General features: G+C 73.8%; 17 protein-coding genes. 9 read left to right on the top strand and 8 right to left on the bottom strand.

What is annotated here, in order from left to right:
* The first annotated feature begins 187 nt into the window (after nucleotides 1–187).
* Nucleotides 188–1,579 carry an acyltransferase family protein gene (locus HCJ94_RS16880; RefSeq protein WP_168001977.1) on the top strand — a complete coding sequence of 464 codons (1,392 nt, stop codon included), beginning with the start codon at nucleotides 188–190 and terminating at the stop codon, nucleotides 1,577–1,579.
* 61 nt (nucleotides 1,580–1,640) lie between these two features.
* On the top strand, nucleotides 1,641–3,026 hold the full coding sequence (locus HCJ94_RS16875; RefSeq protein ID WP_168001976.1) for an NAD(P)/FAD-dependent oxidoreductase: 1,386 nt from the start codon (nucleotides 1,641–1,643) through the stop codon (nucleotides 3,024–3,026).
* A 10-nt stretch (nucleotides 3,027–3,036) separates the two neighbouring features.
* Here the strand turns inward: HCJ94_RS16875 and HCJ94_RS16870 are convergent, their stop codons facing one another.
* The 3 genes from HCJ94_RS16870 to HCJ94_RS16860 are packed head-to-tail and all read right to left on the bottom strand — an operon-like array spanning nucleotide 3,037 to nucleotide 5,620.
* On the bottom strand, nucleotides 3,037–3,600 hold the full coding sequence (locus HCJ94_RS16870; RefSeq protein WP_168001975.1) for a GerMN domain-containing protein: 564 nt from the start codon (nucleotides 3,598–3,600) through the stop codon (nucleotides 3,037–3,039).
* Nucleotides 3,597–4,949, bottom strand: coding sequence for a sensor histidine kinase (locus tag HCJ94_RS16865; RefSeq protein ID WP_168001974.1), 1,353 nt, complete (start codon nucleotides 4,947–4,949; stop codon nucleotides 3,597–3,599). Before HCJ94_RS16865 ends, HCJ94_RS16870 begins: the two co-directional genes overlap by 4 nt.
* The gene (locus HCJ94_RS16860; protein ID WP_168001973.1) at nucleotides 4,946–5,620 is read right to left on the bottom strand and encodes a response regulator transcription factor; all 675 of its coding nucleotides are present in this window, start codon (nucleotides 5,618–5,620) and stop codon (nucleotides 4,946–4,948) included. Before HCJ94_RS16860 ends, HCJ94_RS16865 begins: the two co-directional genes overlap by 4 nt.
* A 141-nt stretch (nucleotides 5,621–5,761) precedes the next feature.
* Here HCJ94_RS16860 and HCJ94_RS16855 point away from each other — a divergent pair, with 141 nt between their 5' ends.
* From HCJ94_RS16855 to HCJ94_RS31490, 5 genes are all read left to right on the top strand, one after another.
* Complete coding sequence (locus HCJ94_RS16855; RefSeq protein ID WP_168001972.1) at nucleotides 5,762–6,109, top strand: oligoendopeptidase F family protein; 348 nt, start codon at nucleotides 5,762–5,764, stop codon at nucleotides 6,107–6,109.
* Entirely contained in the window at nucleotides 6,106–6,654 is a 549-nt protein-coding gene (locus HCJ94_RS16850) for an STAS domain-containing protein (RefSeq protein ID WP_168001971.1), read from the top strand. The genes HCJ94_RS16855 and HCJ94_RS16850 overlap by 4 nt, the downstream gene beginning before the upstream one ends.
* A gap of 70 nt (nucleotides 6,655–6,724) precedes the next feature.
* Nucleotides 6,725–7,021: a BON domain-containing protein gene (locus HCJ94_RS16845; RefSeq protein WP_168001970.1), complete on the top strand. Its 297-nt coding sequence runs from the start codon at nucleotides 6,725–6,727 to the stop codon at nucleotides 7,019–7,021.
* Nucleotides 7,022–7,147: 126 nt separating this feature from the next.
* Nucleotides 7,148–7,501 carry a PadR family transcriptional regulator gene (locus tag HCJ94_RS16840; protein ID WP_168001969.1) on the top strand — a complete coding sequence of 118 codons (354 nt, stop codon included), beginning with the start codon at nucleotides 7,148–7,150 and terminating at the stop codon, nucleotides 7,499–7,501.
* Nucleotides 7,502–7,505: 4 nt separating this feature from the next.
* Nucleotides 7,506–8,738: a PH domain-containing protein gene (locus HCJ94_RS31490; protein WP_373684325.1), complete on the top strand. Its 1,233-nt coding sequence runs from the start codon at nucleotides 7,506–7,508 to the stop codon at nucleotides 8,736–8,738.
* Nucleotides 8,739–8,929: 191 nt separating this feature from the next.
* Here HCJ94_RS31490 and HCJ94_RS16830 read toward each other — a convergent pair whose 3' ends face one another.
* Nucleotides 8,930–9,091 carry a hypothetical protein gene (locus tag HCJ94_RS16830; protein WP_168001968.1) on the bottom strand — a complete coding sequence of 54 codons (162 nt, stop codon included), beginning with the start codon at nucleotides 9,089–9,091 and terminating at the stop codon, nucleotides 8,930–8,932.
* A gap of 65 nt (nucleotides 9,092–9,156) precedes the next feature.
* Complete coding sequence (locus tag HCJ94_RS16825) at nucleotides 9,157–10,878, bottom strand: cellulase family glycosylhydrolase (RefSeq protein WP_168001967.1); 1,722 nt, start codon at nucleotides 10,876–10,878, stop codon at nucleotides 9,157–9,159.
* Nucleotides 10,879–11,042: 164 nt separating this feature from the next.
* Here HCJ94_RS16825 and HCJ94_RS16820 point away from each other — a divergent pair, with 164 nt between their 5' ends.
* A complete protein-coding gene (locus HCJ94_RS16820; protein WP_168001966.1) occupies nucleotides 11,043–11,816 on the top strand; it encodes a M23 family metallopeptidase in 774 nt (257 codons plus the stop codon).
* A gap of 49 nt (nucleotides 11,817–11,865) precedes the next feature.
* Here the strand turns inward: HCJ94_RS16820 and HCJ94_RS16815 are convergent, their stop codons facing one another.
* The 3 genes from HCJ94_RS16815 to HCJ94_RS30275 are packed head-to-tail and all read right to left on the bottom strand — an operon-like array spanning nucleotide 11,866 to nucleotide 13,624.
* Complete coding sequence (locus tag HCJ94_RS16815; protein WP_168001965.1) at nucleotides 11,866–13,038, bottom strand: acyl-CoA dehydrogenase family protein; 1,173 nt, start codon at nucleotides 13,036–13,038, stop codon at nucleotides 11,866–11,868.
* 47 nt (nucleotides 13,039–13,085) lie between these two features.
* Nucleotides 13,086–13,343, bottom strand: a complete 258-nt coding sequence (locus HCJ94_RS30280) for an acyl-CoA dehydrogenase family protein (protein WP_309227320.1) — start codon at nucleotides 13,341–13,343, stop codon at nucleotides 13,086–13,088.
* Nucleotides 13,322–13,624: an acyl-CoA dehydrogenase family protein gene (locus HCJ94_RS30275; protein ID WP_240944278.1), complete on the bottom strand. Its 303-nt coding sequence runs from the start codon at nucleotides 13,622–13,624 to the stop codon at nucleotides 13,322–13,324. Before HCJ94_RS30275 ends, HCJ94_RS30280 begins: the two co-directional genes overlap by 22 nt.
* An 89-nt stretch (nucleotides 13,625–13,713) precedes the next feature.
* Between HCJ94_RS30275 and HCJ94_RS16805 the strand changes: the two genes are divergently transcribed.
* On the top strand, nucleotides 13,714–14,379 hold the full coding sequence (locus HCJ94_RS16805; protein WP_168001964.1) for a TetR/AcrR family transcriptional regulator: 666 nt from the start codon (nucleotides 13,714–13,716) through the stop codon (nucleotides 14,377–14,379).
* The last annotated feature ends 39 nt before the right edge of the window (nucleotides 14,380–14,418 follow it).

Raw genomic sequence — 14,418 nt, 5'->3', positions numbered from 1 at the left:
TCGGCCGGCCGCCGGGCGGCGCACGCCGGGCGGTGACTGCTGTGTCCCTGATCCGCATCGTTCTCCGGCCGTCCCGCGGCGCGCATCTTCCACCGTGCGCAGTCCCGGGTTTGCGCCACCGGCTGCGCACGGTGGAAGATGCGCCGTACCGGCCCGCGGCCGCACGATCCCACGGTGTGGAGGGCGGATGCGAGGGAGCCTCCGCGACGACCAGGCGGCCGTGACCATCGTCGGTGGGCGCGTCCGCGGTGAGGAGCCGGTGGTGACGGCGGTACGCGAGGACGGAACAGGGAGACGCGCACGGATCTTCTTCCCGGAGCTGGAGGGGTTACGCGGGATCGCCGCCGTGATGGTCATGCTGACCCACGTCGCGCTCACCACCGGCGTGATCGCCTCCGACATGTACGGCGCGCCCGGCAACCCGGTCGCCGGGCCGGTGCTGAACACCATGGACGTCAGCGTGCCGATCTTCTTCGTCCTGTCCGGACTCGTGCTCTACCGGCCGCTCGCCCGGGCCACGCTCACCGACCGGCCGGCGATGCCGGTACGGCCGTACTTCTGGCGGCGGGCGCTGCGGATCCTGCCGGCGTACTGGGTCCTGACGGTCGTCGCACTGGTGGTGCTGAACGCCGACGCCGTGGACGGGCCACGGGACGTCCTGTTCCCCCTGCTGGTGCTCCAGGTCTACGACCCGGCGACGATGCCGACCGGCATGGAGCAGACGTGGAGCCTCGCCACCGAGGTCGCCTTCTACGTCACGCTTCCGCTGGTGGCGTGGGCACTGCGCCGGTACGCGCGCCGGGCCACCGACCCGGCCGCGCGGGTACGGCGGATCGTCCTGCCGCTGGGCGGCGTCGTGCTCGTCGGCGCCGCGTTCGCCGCCTACCACCACCTGCCGTCCATGGGTCCCTTCCCGGTCCAGCACCTGTGGCCCACCGAGTACGCGGGCTACCTGGCCGCCGGCATGGTCCTGGCGACCCTGTCGGCGGCCGCCGAGGTGGCACCCGGGCGACAGCCGGCGGTGTACCGGTTCCTCGGCCGCTTCCCGGGCGTGGCGTGGCTCGGTGCGCTGGCGGCGTACGCGCTGGCCAGCTCGCCGCTGAGCGGCCCGAACGAGATGAACTACCCGCCGCTCGGCGCGGCCATGGTCGACCACGTCCTCTACCTGGTGATCGCCGTGCTGGCGGTGGCGCCGCTCGCCCTGCCGACCGGCCGTCCCCGGTACATGCGCGCCGTGCTGTCGAACCCGGTGGTGGCCTTCCTCGGCCGGATCTCCTACGGGGTCTTCCTCTGGCACGTGTTCCACCTGTGGCTCTACTTCGGCCTCACCGGCACGCCGCTGGGCACGGGCAACTTCTGGCTGGTGATGGCGACGGTCCTCGGCGCCAGCGTGGTGACGGCGACCGCGAGCTGGTACCTCGTCGAGCGGCCCGCCATGCGGCTGCGGCCCTGGCTGGGCCGCGCCCCGGTCGACCCCGGCACGGACGCGCCCCGCACGGTGCCGGAGCAGCCCGCCGTCACCGAGGCGCTGCCGGGCTGGGCCACCAGGGCGACCGCGCCGGTCACGCCGGCGAACTGACCACGCCGGACCGGCGGTACGCGGGCGGACGGTCCGCCCATCGGGAACGGAGGGAGAGGCGATGAGCGGGACCCCGAGGGACAGGGCGGTCGTCCTGGGCGCGAGCATGGCCGGCCTGTTCGCCGCGAAGGTGCTCGCGGAGGCGTACCGGGAGGTGGTCCTCGTGGACCGGGACCGGTTCACCGACGGGGCGGCGCCGCGCCGCGGGGTCCCGCAGGGCCGGCACCTGCACGGGCTGCTCGCCCGGGGGCAGCGGGCCATCGAGGAGCTGTTTCCGGGGTTCACGGCCGAACTGACCGCCTCGGGCATGCGCTCCGGTGACCTGGGCACCCGCATCCGCTGGTACTTCGACGGCCGCCGCCTGGCGCCGGCGGAGACCGGCCTACTGGTGGTCGGGGGCTGGCGGCCGGGGATCGAGGCCCTGGTACGGCGGAAGGTCCTCGGCCTGTCGGGGGTACGGCTGGTCGACGGCACCGACATCGTCGCGCCGATCGTCGGGCCGGACGGCACCCGGGTCACCGGCGTCCGGATCCACCGCCGGGACGCGGACACCCCGGAGGTGCTCGACGCCGACCTGGTGGTGGACGCGACGGGCCGCGGCTCGCGGACCCCGACCTGGCTGGCCGAGCTGGGGTACCCGGCGGTTCCGGAGGAGCGGGTCAAGATCGGTCTGACGTACACGAGCGCCCGGTTCCGGTTCCGCGACGACCCGTTCCACGGCGACGTCTCGATCAACCCCGTCGCCACGCCGGCCCACCCGCGCGGGGCGTTCCTGGCCACCCTCGGCGAGGACCGGGGGCTGCTCTCGCTGACCGGCGTCCTCGGCGACGAGCCGCCGACCGACCGGGAGGGCTTCCTCGCGTACGCGGAGTCGTTGCCCGTGCCGGACGTGATCGACGCGGTGCGGGACGCCGAGTTCCTCGACGAGCCGGTCTCGTTCCGCTTCCCGGCGAGCGTCCGCCGCCGGTACGAGCGGCTGCCCCGCGTACCGGACGGGCTGCTCGTGGTCGGCGACGCGCTCTGCACGTTCAACCCCGTCTACGGCCAGGGCATGACCGTCGCCGCGCTGGAGGCGCTGCTGCTGCGCCGGCACCTGGCCGCCACCGCGGTACCGCGTCCGGGCGGGTTCTTCGCCGACGTCGCCCGGCTCCTGGACGCCCCGTGGGAGGTCGCGGCGGGCGGCGACCTCGCCCATCCCGGGGCGGAGGGCCGGCGCGGCCTCATGGTGCGCGTCGCCAACACGTACCTGGCGCGGGTGCAGGCCGCGGCGACCCGGGACGCGCGGGTCACCGAGGCGTTCCTGCGGGTGGCCGGCCTCATCGACCCGCCACAGGCGATCATGCGGCCGTCGGTGATGTGGCGGGTGCTGCGCCGGGGCGGCCGGCCGGCGGCGCCGGTCCGGGCCGCCGCGACCGCCGCCCGCCCGACGGCCGACGACCGCGGATGAGGCGCGGCCTTCAGCCGGGGCGGGTCAGCTCGGCGTAGTCGGCGGCGGTGAGGGGTGCCAGCGACAGCGACCCGTCGGCGCGGGGCACCCCGAGCGGCTGCCCGTCGCGCAGGAACGACACCGCGTCGACCTCCGCGCGGGCGGTGAGGGTGCAGACGATCTGCCCGAACGCGAGGATCTCGTCGCTGCGGCCGATCTCGTCGCCCGCCTCGGGCACCTCGACCTCGGCCCGGGCACCGGCGAGCCGCGCTCCCACGACGGTGACCCCGCCGGGCAGCGCGGTGGTCAGGCCGCTGTCCCGCTCGGCCTGGTTCGGGCCGGCGAGCAGGTGCTGGAGCTGGCGGTCGAGCGTCGGCGGCGTGTCGATCCGCCGGACCACGGGCACCAGGCGGTCGTCGCGGAGGAAGCACAGCACCTCGTCCACCTGACCGGCCGGGGCGGTGGAGGTGGCCGTACCCGGTGTGGGGAACGGACCGGGCGGCACCTCCACGGCGCGCGGCCCGTCGTCGGTGGGGACGCCGCAGCCGGCGAGGAGCAGGGCGAGCAGGACGGCCGCCGCCGCCCGCGCGGTCATTCGACGCTCCCGGGCAGTTCCACCCGGAAGCGGGAGCCGCCGCCGGGCCGGTCCCCCACCGCCGCGCGCCCCCCGTGCGCGGCGGCGTGCTGCGCGACGATGGCCAGCCCGAGGCCGGTGCCGTCGGTGCCGGCGCGGGCGTGGGCGGCGCGACCGCGTACGAAGCGGTCGAAGATGCCGTCGCGGTCCTCCTCGGGTACGCCCGCGCCCGCGTCGTCCACCTCGACCACGCCGGTGCCGCCGTCGGCCGACAGGCGCACCGCGACCGGGCCGCCGCCGTACCGGTCCGCGTTGTCGAGCAGGTTCACCAGCAGCTGCTCGGTACGCCGCCGGTCGACCCGCCAGCCGGTCGGCGTGTCCGGCTCGACGCGCACCAGGTCCTCCGGGAGCGCCCGGGCGCGGCACACCTCGCGGGCGAGCGCCGCCACGTCGACGTGTTCCCGCTGGGCGGGCTGGTCGGCGCGGGCGAGCTCGATGAGGTCGTTGACGAGTTGCTGGAAGCGGTCGATCTCGTCGGCGACCAGCCCCGCCGCGGTGGCCGTCCGTTCGTCCTGGTGGTCGCGGCGGCGAGTGAGGACGCTCGCGGCGGCGGAGAGCGTCTGCAGCGGCGAGCGCAGCTCGTGGCTGACGTCGGCGGCGAAGCGGCGGTCCCGCTCGATCCGCCGGGCCAGTTGGTCGACCATGTCGTTGAACGAGGTCGACAGGCGGGTCAGGTCGGGGTCGGTGGTCGGGGCCAGGCGGGTGGTGAAGTCACCCGCGGCGATCTTCTCGGCGGCGTCCGCGACCGCCGTCAACGGGCGGAGGCTGTGCCGCGTCGCGTACCAGCCGAGGGCCGCGCCGGACCCGGCCACCATGATCGCCACGGCGGTCAGCGCCAGGGCGAGCACCTGGAACGTCTCCTCCAGCTCCCGCAGCGAGGTCAACTCGTAGTAGGTCGCCCGCTCCGACAGCGGCACACCGACCAGCAGGGTGGGCTGCCCGGCCAGCCGGACCCGCTGCACCGCGGGCTGGCCGGCGCGCACGCGCTGGTGCAGCGCGTCGGGGACGCCGGTGGCGGCGGTCTCGGCGGTCCGCGCGTACCAGGAGCCGTCCAGGTGCAGCAGCGGGCGCCGCGCGCTGCCGGTGTCCAGCGACCGCAGCACCTCGACGACGTCGGGGCGCTCGGTGTCCAGCCCGGTACGCACCACCGCCGCGTCGAAGTACGCCGCCCGCACCGCGGTGCGTTCCCGCTCGTCGAGCAGGGACCGCCGGGTCAGGTCGTACGAGATCAGCGCCATCGACGCGGCCAGCAGCGCGGCGCCGACGGCGAACCCGGCCGTCACCCGCGCGCGCAGACCGAGCCGTCTCATCGCTGCAGCTTGTAGCCGAGCCCGCGCAGGGTGACCAGGTGCCGCGGGTTGCCCGGTTCCGCCTCGATCTTCTGCCGCAGCCGCCCGACGTGCACGTCGACGAGGCGCTCGTCCCCGGTGTCGTACCCCCAGACCCGCTGGAGCAGCTGCTGCCGGGACAGCACCCGGCCGGCGTGCTCGGCCAGCTCGCAGAGCAGCCGGAACTCGGTCCGGGTCAGCGGCACCGGCTGCCCGGCCCGCCGTACCTCCCCCGCGTCGGGGCTGATCTCCAGGTCGCCGATCACCTGCACCGGCACCGGCGCGGTCAGGGCCCGAGCCCGGCGCCGCAGGGCCCGCAGCCGCGCCGACAGCTCCTTGATGGCGACCGGCTTGACCACGTAGTCGTCGGCGCCGGCCTCCAGCGCCGCGACGATGTCGTGGGTGTCGTCCCGGGCGCTGACCACCACGATCGGGACGTCGTCGTCCCGGCGCAGCTGCCGGATGCACTCGAACCCGTTCAGGCCCGGCAGCATGAGGTCGACCAGCACGTAGTCCGCGGGCTCCGAACGCTGGAGGCGCAGCCCCTCCTCGGCGGTCGCCGCGCCCCGCGCGGCGTACCCCTCCTCCTCCAGCGCGAGCAGCAGCGCCAGCCGGATACGGTCGTCGTCCTCGATCACCAGTACGGCTGTCATACCGGAATCATCCCTGCCAGCGGGGCAGGTACCCACCTCCGGTGTCCCGCCCGTGGATTTGTCACAGGACTGTCATACAACCGCGCCGGCCGCTACAAGAGCCCCTTGAAGGGTGAAGGACATGCCCGAAGGGACGCGACGATGACCGGCGACGCACTCGTCCACGCCCTGCTCGTCGGCCTCGCCGTCGGCGCGCTGGGGCGGCTCGTCCTCCCCGGGCGGCCGGTCGCCCCGGTCTGGCTGACCCTGGCGGTGGGCGTCGGCGCCGCGCTGCTCGGCACCATCAGCGCCCGGGTCGCCGGGGTTGACGTCGCCACGCCCAGCCCGCTCCGGCTGGCCATCCAGGCCGGCTTCGCCGGCACGGCGGTCGTGCTCGCCGTCGCCACGGCGGGACGGGCGCCGCGCTCGGCGGGCCGTGCCACGACCCGGTGGCGACCCGCCGCCGACCCGACCACCGTGCCGGCGGACCAGGGAGGGGAGGCCCGATGACCGTCGTGCCGGACGAGCACGTGATGACCCTGATCTGCGACGGCTGCGGCGACACGGCCGCGAGCACCGCCGTCGTCCTGCCCGACGCCGAGGTCGTCTGGACCCTGGTGTCCGAGCACGGATGGACCGGATCCCCGTTCGCGACGGGCCCGCACCGGTGCCCGCGATGCACCCCCCTCCCCACCGCCGGTTCGGCGGCGGCCGGCCCGTACCCCCTCGGGATCGACGACCTCGACGAGATCGCCGGTCCGGTGCCGGCCGCCGCCGAACCGGACACCGACCCGCTGCGCGCGGCACTCGCGGCAGCGGAGGAGCACGACGGCCGGATGACGGTCGACCTCTCCGCTGTCGAGCACATCGACTCCACCGGCCTCGGGCTGCTGGTCCGCGCCCGGCAGGAGGCGCGCCAGCGGGGCATGGTGCTGTGCCTGCGCGCCCCCTCCCGGTTCGTGGTGACGGTGCTGCACACGATGCGCCTGCAGGCCGCGTTCCCGGTGGTTCCGGACCGGTCCGCCACCCCCACCGAGCCCGAGGTGCTCGTCTGAGCGGACGCCCACACCGGCCGACGGCCGGCGCCGGCCGCACCGCGACCCCACCCGAGGATGAGGACACCACATGGTCATGCCCTGGCCCCTGCCCGAGAACGACCCGTTCCACCCAGCGTGGGACCAGCCGCAGCCGGACGACGAGGACACCCGGCTGGCGGCGCTGGCCGCGCAGCGGCTCAGCATCGACTGGACGACCCGCCGTCAGCAGATCACGGTGACGGTGCAGAACCGCGTGGTGATCCTCGCCGGCACGGTCGCCGACCCCGACGCCCGCGCGGCCGCCGGGGAGCTCGCCTGGGACGTCCCCGGCGTCGCCGACGTCTGCAACACCATCCGCGTGGTGGAACGGCGCCGGCGCCCCTGAACCCCGCCGTCCTCCCTCCTGCCCGTCGGCTGCCGCGCCCCGACGTCCACGCCCGACCCGGCGTAGCCGCCGGAACGTCCGATTGCCGACACCTTCCACTGTGGTGGGTCGTTCCTAGAATGGGACATGGCCCGGCCCCGGATCACCAACGCCCTGCTCGACGTGCTCGGTCTCCTGCTGGAGGCGTGGGACCAGCAGACCGAGGTGCACGGCTGGCAGATCATGCGGTCGGTGCGGCGCTCGGGCCCCACGGTCTACGCGGTGCTCGACCAGCTGGAGGACGCCGGCTGGATCACCGGCTCGTGGGAGCGGCGGCCCGCCGACTCTCCGGCCGGACCGCGGCGGCGGTACTACCGCCTCACGCCGAGCGGGGCCGAGGCCGCGCGCCGCGAGGTCCCCGTGCCGGCCCGGGTGCCGCCGCCACGCCCCCGCCCGGCTCCCGGTTTCGGCCGCACCGCGCACCCCAGGCCGGCGGGCTGACGCGGTGGGCACGGTCGAGGTGGTCCTGGCGCTGGTGCTGGGGCTGGTCGTCAACGAGATGACCGACCTGTCGCCGTGGCTCGGCCGCAAGCTGGTCACGTGGTCGGCCCGCCTGCACTACCCGGACGACCACGAGCGGGCGGAGATCCGCGCCGAGGAGCACGCGGCCATCATCAACGAGCGGCCCGGCAAGCTCTTCAAGCTCGGCACCGGGCTGGGCTTCCTCGCCGACGCCCTGCTCAGCCGGCTGCGCCGGCTCACCGGCCGGGAGCCGGCCGGCGAGGTTGCCAACGACCTGCTGGGTGCCCGGCGGGTCCTCCCGCTGGAGGACGAACCCACCGCCGGCGTGGCCCGGTACCTGTTCCCCACCGAGCGGTACCGGGGCGAGTGGCGCCGGCACTGGATCCACCCGCTGAAGAGCGCCGGTGTGATCATGATCTACGCCGTTCTCGGCGTGGTCGCCGCCGATCAGCGCGTCGACCCCCGCTACACGGGCTGGGTCATCGCCGTCGTGCTGGTGGGCGCGGTGCTGCTGATCGCGTACCGCGTTCTCGGGTGGTACCTGGGCCGGTTCGTGATCACGAACAAGCGGCTGATGTCGACCGAGGGGGTGTTCGTCCGCCGGGTGGGCATGATCCCGCTCCTGCGGGTGACCGACATGCGGTACGTCCAGTCCCCGCTCGGCCGCCTGCTCAACTACGGCACGTTCCAGTTGGAGTCGGCGAGCCGCCGCAACGCCCTGCGCCGGGTGGTCGACCTGCCCAACCCCAACGAGCTCTACCTGCGCCTGGTCGAGGAGATGTACGAACCGGACGCGGTGGAGGCCCGGCTGGGCGTCGACGTGACGGACCCGCACCGCGAGGCCGACGATCTGTCCGACCCGGAGCTCGCCCTCGGCCACGGGACCGAGCTGCAGCGGCACGACGACGTCACCCCTCCGGACGCATCCGGGCTCGACGCGGTCGATCCGGCGGCGGTACGACGTGAGGTGGTCCTGCGGGTGGCCGAGCTGTCCACCCAGTTGACGGCGCTGACCGAGGCGATCAGCCGGCTGGACCTCGGCCAGCCCGACCCCGTCGGGTCGGACGGCACGGAAGCGCCGGGCCCGGCCGCCTCCGATCCGGAGGGGCACGAGGTCGAGGGGCACGAGTTCGTACCCGCCGACCCGCCGCCGGTCTGGCCGGTTCTCCGTTCCCGACGGCCCCGCACCGATCCGCTGCCCGGCACCAGCGACTGACCGCCGCCGCCCTGGCCCGCCGCCGCGACGCCCCGGTCCCGTCCCGGTCGCCCGCGTGCCGGCCCGCGCCGCGCCGACGCACCCGAGCGGAGCCGGTGCTGGCCGTACCGCCCAGCGGGACGGTCGCCCGCCGGCCTGGGAACGGGCCGGCGGGCGACCGCGGGGTCCGGCCCGCGTCGGGAGGGTCCGCCTCAGCCGACGCCGACGGTCGCCGCGGCGTCGACCAGGCCCGCGCCGCAACCGCCGGAGCAGGTGCCCGGGATCGGCCGGGAGTTGGCCTTGAGCGCCGGTTCCACCGCCGCGGGGGTGAGCGTCGGGTTCCCACCCAGCAGGAGAGCCGCGATCCCGGCCACGTGCGGCGCCGACCTGCGCGGACCGGTGCGGCGGCCGCTCCTCCGACGGCCCGCGGGCGATGCCGTCAGGACGCGGTGCAGGCCAGGTCGCTCGGCGTCGTGCCCGCGCCGGTGCCGGTGAACCCGAAGGTGGTGCTGGCGCCGGCGGCGAGGGTGCCGTTGTACGGCTCGTTGGTCACGGTGTTCGTGCCGCCGGACGTGGTCAGCCTGCCGTTCCACAGTGCGGAGATGGCGGTGCCGGTGGGGTTGGTCCAGGTGACCCGCCACGTGCTGGTCGGGCCGGTGCCGGTGTTCTTGACGGCGACCTGTCCCTGGAAGCCGCCCTGCCAGGAGTTGGTCACCGTCCACGTCGCCGTGCACCCGGCGCCACCACCGCCGCCGGCCGGGGTGGTGAACGTCCGGCCCGCCGACGGTGCCGACACGTTGCCGGCGGCGTCCCGGGCCCGCACGCTGACCGTGTACGTGGTCTCGGCGGCCAGGTTGGTCGGCCGGTACGAGGTGCCGGAGACGGTGGCGACGACGGTAGCCGGCCCCGACCCGACCGCCCGCAGCACGTCGTACGAGGTGACCCCGACGTTGTCGGTGGCGGCGGTCCAGGTCAGCGTGGCGCCGGTGGCGGTCAGGTCACTGACGGTCGGCTGTCCGGGAGCGGTCGGCGCGACGGTGTCGCTCCCGCCGCCCGCGTACCGCTCGGCCAGGCTGATGCCGGTGGTGGAGGCGGCGCCGCCCAGGCGCACCTGGTGGTCGAGGCTGACGAACCTGCCGTTGTGCTGCCACAGGACCGGCCGCCACACGTCGGTGATGAGGGAGTTCTTGTCGAAGTCCTTCTGGAACCAGGGCTGCTCGAACACCAGGGGCCCGTAGTCGTGCGGGGAGTAGACGAGCTGGTCCTGGTGCGCGCCGAGGTTCACCGGGTGCTGGGCGACGCCGCGCAGGTTTCCGCCCCACCAGTTGTAGTGGTAGTTCGGGCTGAGGTCGGGGTCGGTGTTCGGCGAGTTCCACGTCTCGCCGGCGCGCGGGTAGACCTCGATGCCCTCGCACAGGATCAGCAGGTTCGGGTTGATGGCGAGGATCCGCCGGCCGGCCGTCTCGCAGGCGTACTTGAAGTTGTCCTGGTCGGTGCTGGAGTCCCACTTGGCGCGCGGCGGCTGGTTCGGCGTGCCGTGCGGCTCGTTCTTGATGTCCATCGCGACGATCGTGTCGTTGGCGTTGTAGCGGTCGGTGACCCACTCCCAGCCCTGGTAGAACAGCTCCGGCGTGATCGTGCCCTTCCACCACACCGGGTAGACGTGACCGGAGTTGTCGGCCTCGGCGCTGTGCACGTCGAGCATGACCTTGAGGCCGTACTTCTCGCACAGCTGCAACCAGTGGTCGAAGACCTGGAGGTTGTTCTTGCCGGCCAGCTCCGGGTTGACGTTCGGCACGACCGTCTGGCCGGCCTTCCACTCCGGCAGGAGCTGGGTGGACATCGGCACCCGGACGATGTTGATGCCGCGCTCGGCCATCTGTCGGGTGATGGTCTCGATGTTGGCCGACCAGAGACCGTGGAAGACGCGCTCGGAGGCGTTGAAGCCGAACCAGTTGACCCCGGTCAACCACACCTGGTTGCCGGCCTCGTCGACGATCCGGTTGCCGTCGGTGTGCAGCCAGTCGGCGGTGGGTGCGGCGGCGACGACGGGGGCGGGGGTGTCGGGCGCGGCGACCGCGACCGCCGCCGCGGGGGCGGTCAGGCCGACGGCGGCGCAGGCCGCCACGACGGCGGCCCGCATGCGTGCGCTTACAGGCATGTCCTGTCCTTCGGTGGTGGGGTTGGAAGGCCGGATCGCCCGCCCGGTATGGCGATCCGTGTCGATGGGAGCGCTTCCATCGAGGTCGGGGCCCTTCCCTTCCGTGGCGAAATCCGTCACGCTCACCCCAAGCCATCGAAGTTTTTCGACATTGGAGGTGCTGGATGGGTAAGCGGTGGACCGGCCTGCTCGCCGCAGTGCTGCTGACAATCGGCGTGCTGCTGCCGGCAGCGCCGGCGGCGGCCGCGCCGACGTTCAAGGTGCCCTTCCCGTGCGGCCAGTCCTGGTCCGGGCAGACGCGCACCAACCACAGCCCGCCGTACGCGGTGGACTTCAACCGGACCGACGACCTCGGCGACCCGGTGGTGGCCAGCGCTCCCGGCACCGTCGACCGGGTGACCGACCTCGGCGGCACCAGCTACGGCAAGTACGTCCGGATCAACCACGGCAACGGCTACAGCACCTACTACGCGCACCTCAACGGCTTCAACGTCTCCGTCGGGCAGACCGTCGGCTACGGCCGGATCATCGGCTGGGTCGGCAGCACCGGCGGCTCCACCGGCCCGCACCTGCACTACGAGCAGCGGCTCAATGGCAGCGACATCCAGGTCCGTTTCAACGGCGCCCTGGCCCTCTACTGGGGCACGAAGACGTACACCAGCGACAACGGCTGTGGTGGCAGCACCGCGACCGGAACCGTCAACACCAGCGGCACCCCGCTCACCGTCCGTTCCGGCCCCGGCACCGGGTACGACGCGGTCGGCACCGTCGCCGACGGCACCACCGTCACCATCTACTGCCAGACCAGCGGCACCACCGTCACCGGCACGTACGGCACCAGCTCCATCTGGGACCGGATCGGCACCGGCCGGTACATCGCCGACGCGTACGTCTACACCGGCCACGACGGGTACATCCCGAACGTGCCGCGCTGCTGACCCGGCGTCCGGTCGCCCCCGTGCGGGTCGCGGGGGCGACCGGAGGCCCTCAGGCCAGGTGCGCCCCCACCTTCGTGTAGCCGCGCAGCAGGTCGCGGGCGATGATGAGCCGCTGCATCTCGTCGGTGCCCTCGAAGATGCGGTAGAGACGCACCTGCCGGTACCAGCGTTCGATCGGCAGCTCCCGGGTGTAGCCCATGCCACCATGGATCTGGAGCACCCGGTCCACCACCCGGTTGACCATGCCCGCGCCGTAGAGCTTCGCCATCGAGGAGGCGTGCCGGGGGTCGAGACCGGCGTCGACCGTCCAGGCGGCGCGCAGCACCAGCCAGCGGGCCGCCTCCAGCTCGGTCTCGGAATCGGCGATCATCCACTGGATGGCCTGGTTGGTGCCGATCTTCGCGCCGAACGTCTCCCGGGTGTTGGCGTGGTCGATCGCCATCTGGAGGGCCCGCTCGGCGATGCCGAGCGCGTGCGACGGGATGGTGTACCGGCCCTTGCCGATCCACTCCATGCCGAGCGCGAAGCCCTGCCCGACCTCGCCGAGGATGTTGCGGTGCGGCACGCGGACGCCGTCGAAGATCAGCGACGCCGGTCCGCCCTCACCCATGGTCTGGATGAACTCCGAGCGCCAGCCCATCGCCCGGTCCACGAGGAAGGCGGTGGCGCCGCCGTTGCGTGCGCCCTTGTCGGGGTCGGTCACCGCGACGACGATGGCGAAGTCGGCGTCGTTGCCGTTCGTGATGAAGGTCTTCTCGCCGTCGAGGATCCAGTCGTCGCCGTCGCGCCGCGCGCGCAGCTTGATGTTCGCCGCGTCCGAGCCGGCGCCCGGCTCCGTGATGGCGAAGCAGGAGATGCGCTCCCCCTCGATGGTCGGGACGAGGAACTCCTTCTTCTGCTCCTCGGTGGCGTGGAAGAGGATGTTGTCCGCCTCCCCGCCGAAGCGGAACGGCACGAACGACCGGCCAAGCTCGGTCCAGATCAGCGACTGGGTGACCGCGGGCAGGTCCATCCCGCCGTACTCCTCGGGGGTGGCCAGCCCCCAGAAGCCGAACCGGCGCGCCTTGAGCTGGAGTTCCCGCAGCTCGCTGCGCTCCAGGCCGGGCTGGTGGGCCCGCTCGCGGCGCAGCACCTCCTGTTCCAGCGGCACCACCTCCCGGCGGATGAAGTCGCGGGCGGTGTCGCGGATGGCCCGCTGCTCGTCCGAGAGCGCGAAGTCCATGTCCCCTCCTGGTCCTCTGTGGTGCGGCGTACGGTCGTCGGCCCCGGCTAGAAGGCGTTGACGCCGGTGAGCGCTCGTCCGATGAGCAGTTGCTGGATCTGGCTGGTGCCCTCGTAGAGGGTGGCGACGCGGGCGTCGCGCAGGTACTTGCCGACCGGGTACTCGTCGATGTAGCCGTACCCGCCGAACACCTGGATCGCGTCGTTGGCCGCGCGGACGGCCGCCTCGCTGGCGAACAGCTTGGCCATCGACGCCTCGGTGGCGAACGGCTCGCCCCGGTCGATCAGGTCGGCGACCCGCCACACGAGCAGGCGCGCGGCGGCGGTGTCGACCGCGATACGGCCGAGTCGCCCCGCCCGAGCTCTTCGAGGACCAGGCAGTACGAGAGGTGGTCCCCGCCCGAGCCCCCGTGCTCCTCGGGGATGGTCAGCCCGAGGAAGCCGACCTCGCCGAGCTTGCCGACGATGCCGGGGTCGACCGACTCGCGGCGGTCCCACGCGGCGGCGTACGGCACCACCTCGCGGTCGACGAAGTCGGCGGCGAGCCGGCGGACCGCCGCCTGCTCGGCGGAGAGGTAAAGGTCCATGCGGGGTAAACTAGCGGTGCAAGTTTTCGGCTGTCCAGACCCGGATGTGGCAGAGTTCCCGGCGGACGACCGAGCAGAGGAGGACGGACATGCCCCGGCCGCGACAGGCGCTGCTCAGCCGGCAGCGGATCGTCGAGGCCGCCGCCGCGCTGATCGACGCCGAGGGGCTGGCGGCGTTCTCCACCCGTCGCCTCGCCGCCGAACTCGGGGTACGCGGGCCGTCGCTGTACAACCACTTCGCCACGAAGGACGAGATCCTCGACGCCGTCGCCGACAGCGTCACGGGCCAGGTGGACGTGTCGTTCTTCGGCCACGTCGACTGGCGGGAGGCGCTGCGCCGGTGGGGGCACTCCTACCGCGCGGCGCTGGCGGCCCACCCGCACATCGTGCCGTACCTCGCGCAGGGTCCGGGCCGGCGGCCCGCCGCCCTGGCCATGGCCGACGCCGTGTACGGAGGGCTGGTCGAGGCGGGGTGGCCGCCGGCCCGGGCCACCCACATCGGCGCGCTCATGCGGTACTTCGTGGCCGGCTCGGCGCTCGGCTCGTTCGCCCGGGGCTTCGTCGAGGATCCGTCGCTCTACGCCGACCAGTACCCGCACCTCACCCAGGCCCACCGCCTCGCCGAGCACCAGCAGCAGGTCGACGAGGGCGCCTTCGCCCTCGGCCTGGACGCGCTGATCGACGGGCTGTCCCGCACGTACGAACGAACCGTGGGTCCACTTCCGCCCCTCCCGCCGTCCGCCGAACCGTACTAGAGTCGAAACTTGCACTGCTAGTTTTGGGCGACGCGAGGG

The sequence above is a fragment of the Micromonospora thermarum genome, assembly GCF_012034245.1.
GTDB lineage: Bacteria > Actinomycetota > Actinomycetes > Mycobacteriales > Micromonosporaceae > Micromonospora > Micromonospora thermarum.
The sequence above is the reverse complement of the archived record's forward strand: the minus strand, read 5'-3'. Positions and strand labels throughout refer to the sequence as shown.

Coding starts and splice junctions, on each gene's coding strand:
- HCJ94_RS16805 (WP_168001964.1), top strand. CDS start 13,714: ATGCCCCGGCCGCGACAGGCGCTGCTCAGCCGGCAGCGGATCGTCGAG.
- HCJ94_RS16820 (WP_168001966.1), top strand. CDS start 11,043: ATGGGTAAGCGGTGGACCGGCCTGCTCGCCGCAGTGCTGCTGACAATC.
- HCJ94_RS16875 (WP_168001976.1), top strand. CDS start 1,641: ATGAGCGGGACCCCGAGGGACAGGGCGGTCGTCCTGGGCGCGAGCATG.
- HCJ94_RS16860 (WP_168001973.1), bottom strand. CDS start 5,620: ATGACAGCCGTACTGGTGATCGAGGACGACGACCGTATCCGGCTGGCG.
- HCJ94_RS16850 (WP_168001971.1), top strand. CDS start 6,106: ATGACCGTCGTGCCGGACGAGCACGTGATGACCCTGATCTGCGACGGC.
- HCJ94_RS16855 (WP_168001972.1), top strand. CDS start 5,762: ATGACCGGCGACGCACTCGTCCACGCCCTGCTCGTCGGCCTCGCCGTC.
- HCJ94_RS30275 (WP_240944278.1), bottom strand. CDS start 13,624: ATGGACCTTTACCTCTCCGCCGAGCAGGCGGCGGTCCGCCGGCTCGCC.
- HCJ94_RS16865 (WP_168001974.1), bottom strand. CDS start 4,949: ATGAGACGGCTCGGTCTGCGCGCGCGGGTGACGGCCGGGTTCGCCGTC.
- HCJ94_RS16840 (WP_168001969.1), top strand. CDS start 7,148: ATGGCCCGGCCCCGGATCACCAACGCCCTGCTCGACGTGCTCGGTCTC.
- HCJ94_RS16870 (WP_168001975.1), bottom strand. CDS start 3,600: ATGACCGCGCGGGCGGCGGCGGCCGTCCTGCTCGCCCTGCTCCTCGCC.
- HCJ94_RS16845 (WP_168001970.1), top strand. CDS start 6,725: ATGGTCATGCCCTGGCCCCTGCCCGAGAACGACCCGTTCCACCCAGCG.
- HCJ94_RS16815 (WP_168001965.1), bottom strand. CDS start 13,038: ATGGACTTCGCGCTCTCGGACGAGCAGCGGGCCATCCGCGACACCGCC.
- HCJ94_RS16880 (WP_168001977.1), top strand. CDS start 188: ATGCGAGGGAGCCTCCGCGACGACCAGGCGGCCGTGACCATCGTCGGT.
- HCJ94_RS16825 (WP_168001967.1), bottom strand. CDS start 10,878: ATGCCTGTAAGCGCACGCATGCGGGCCGCCGTCGTGGCGGCCTGCGCC.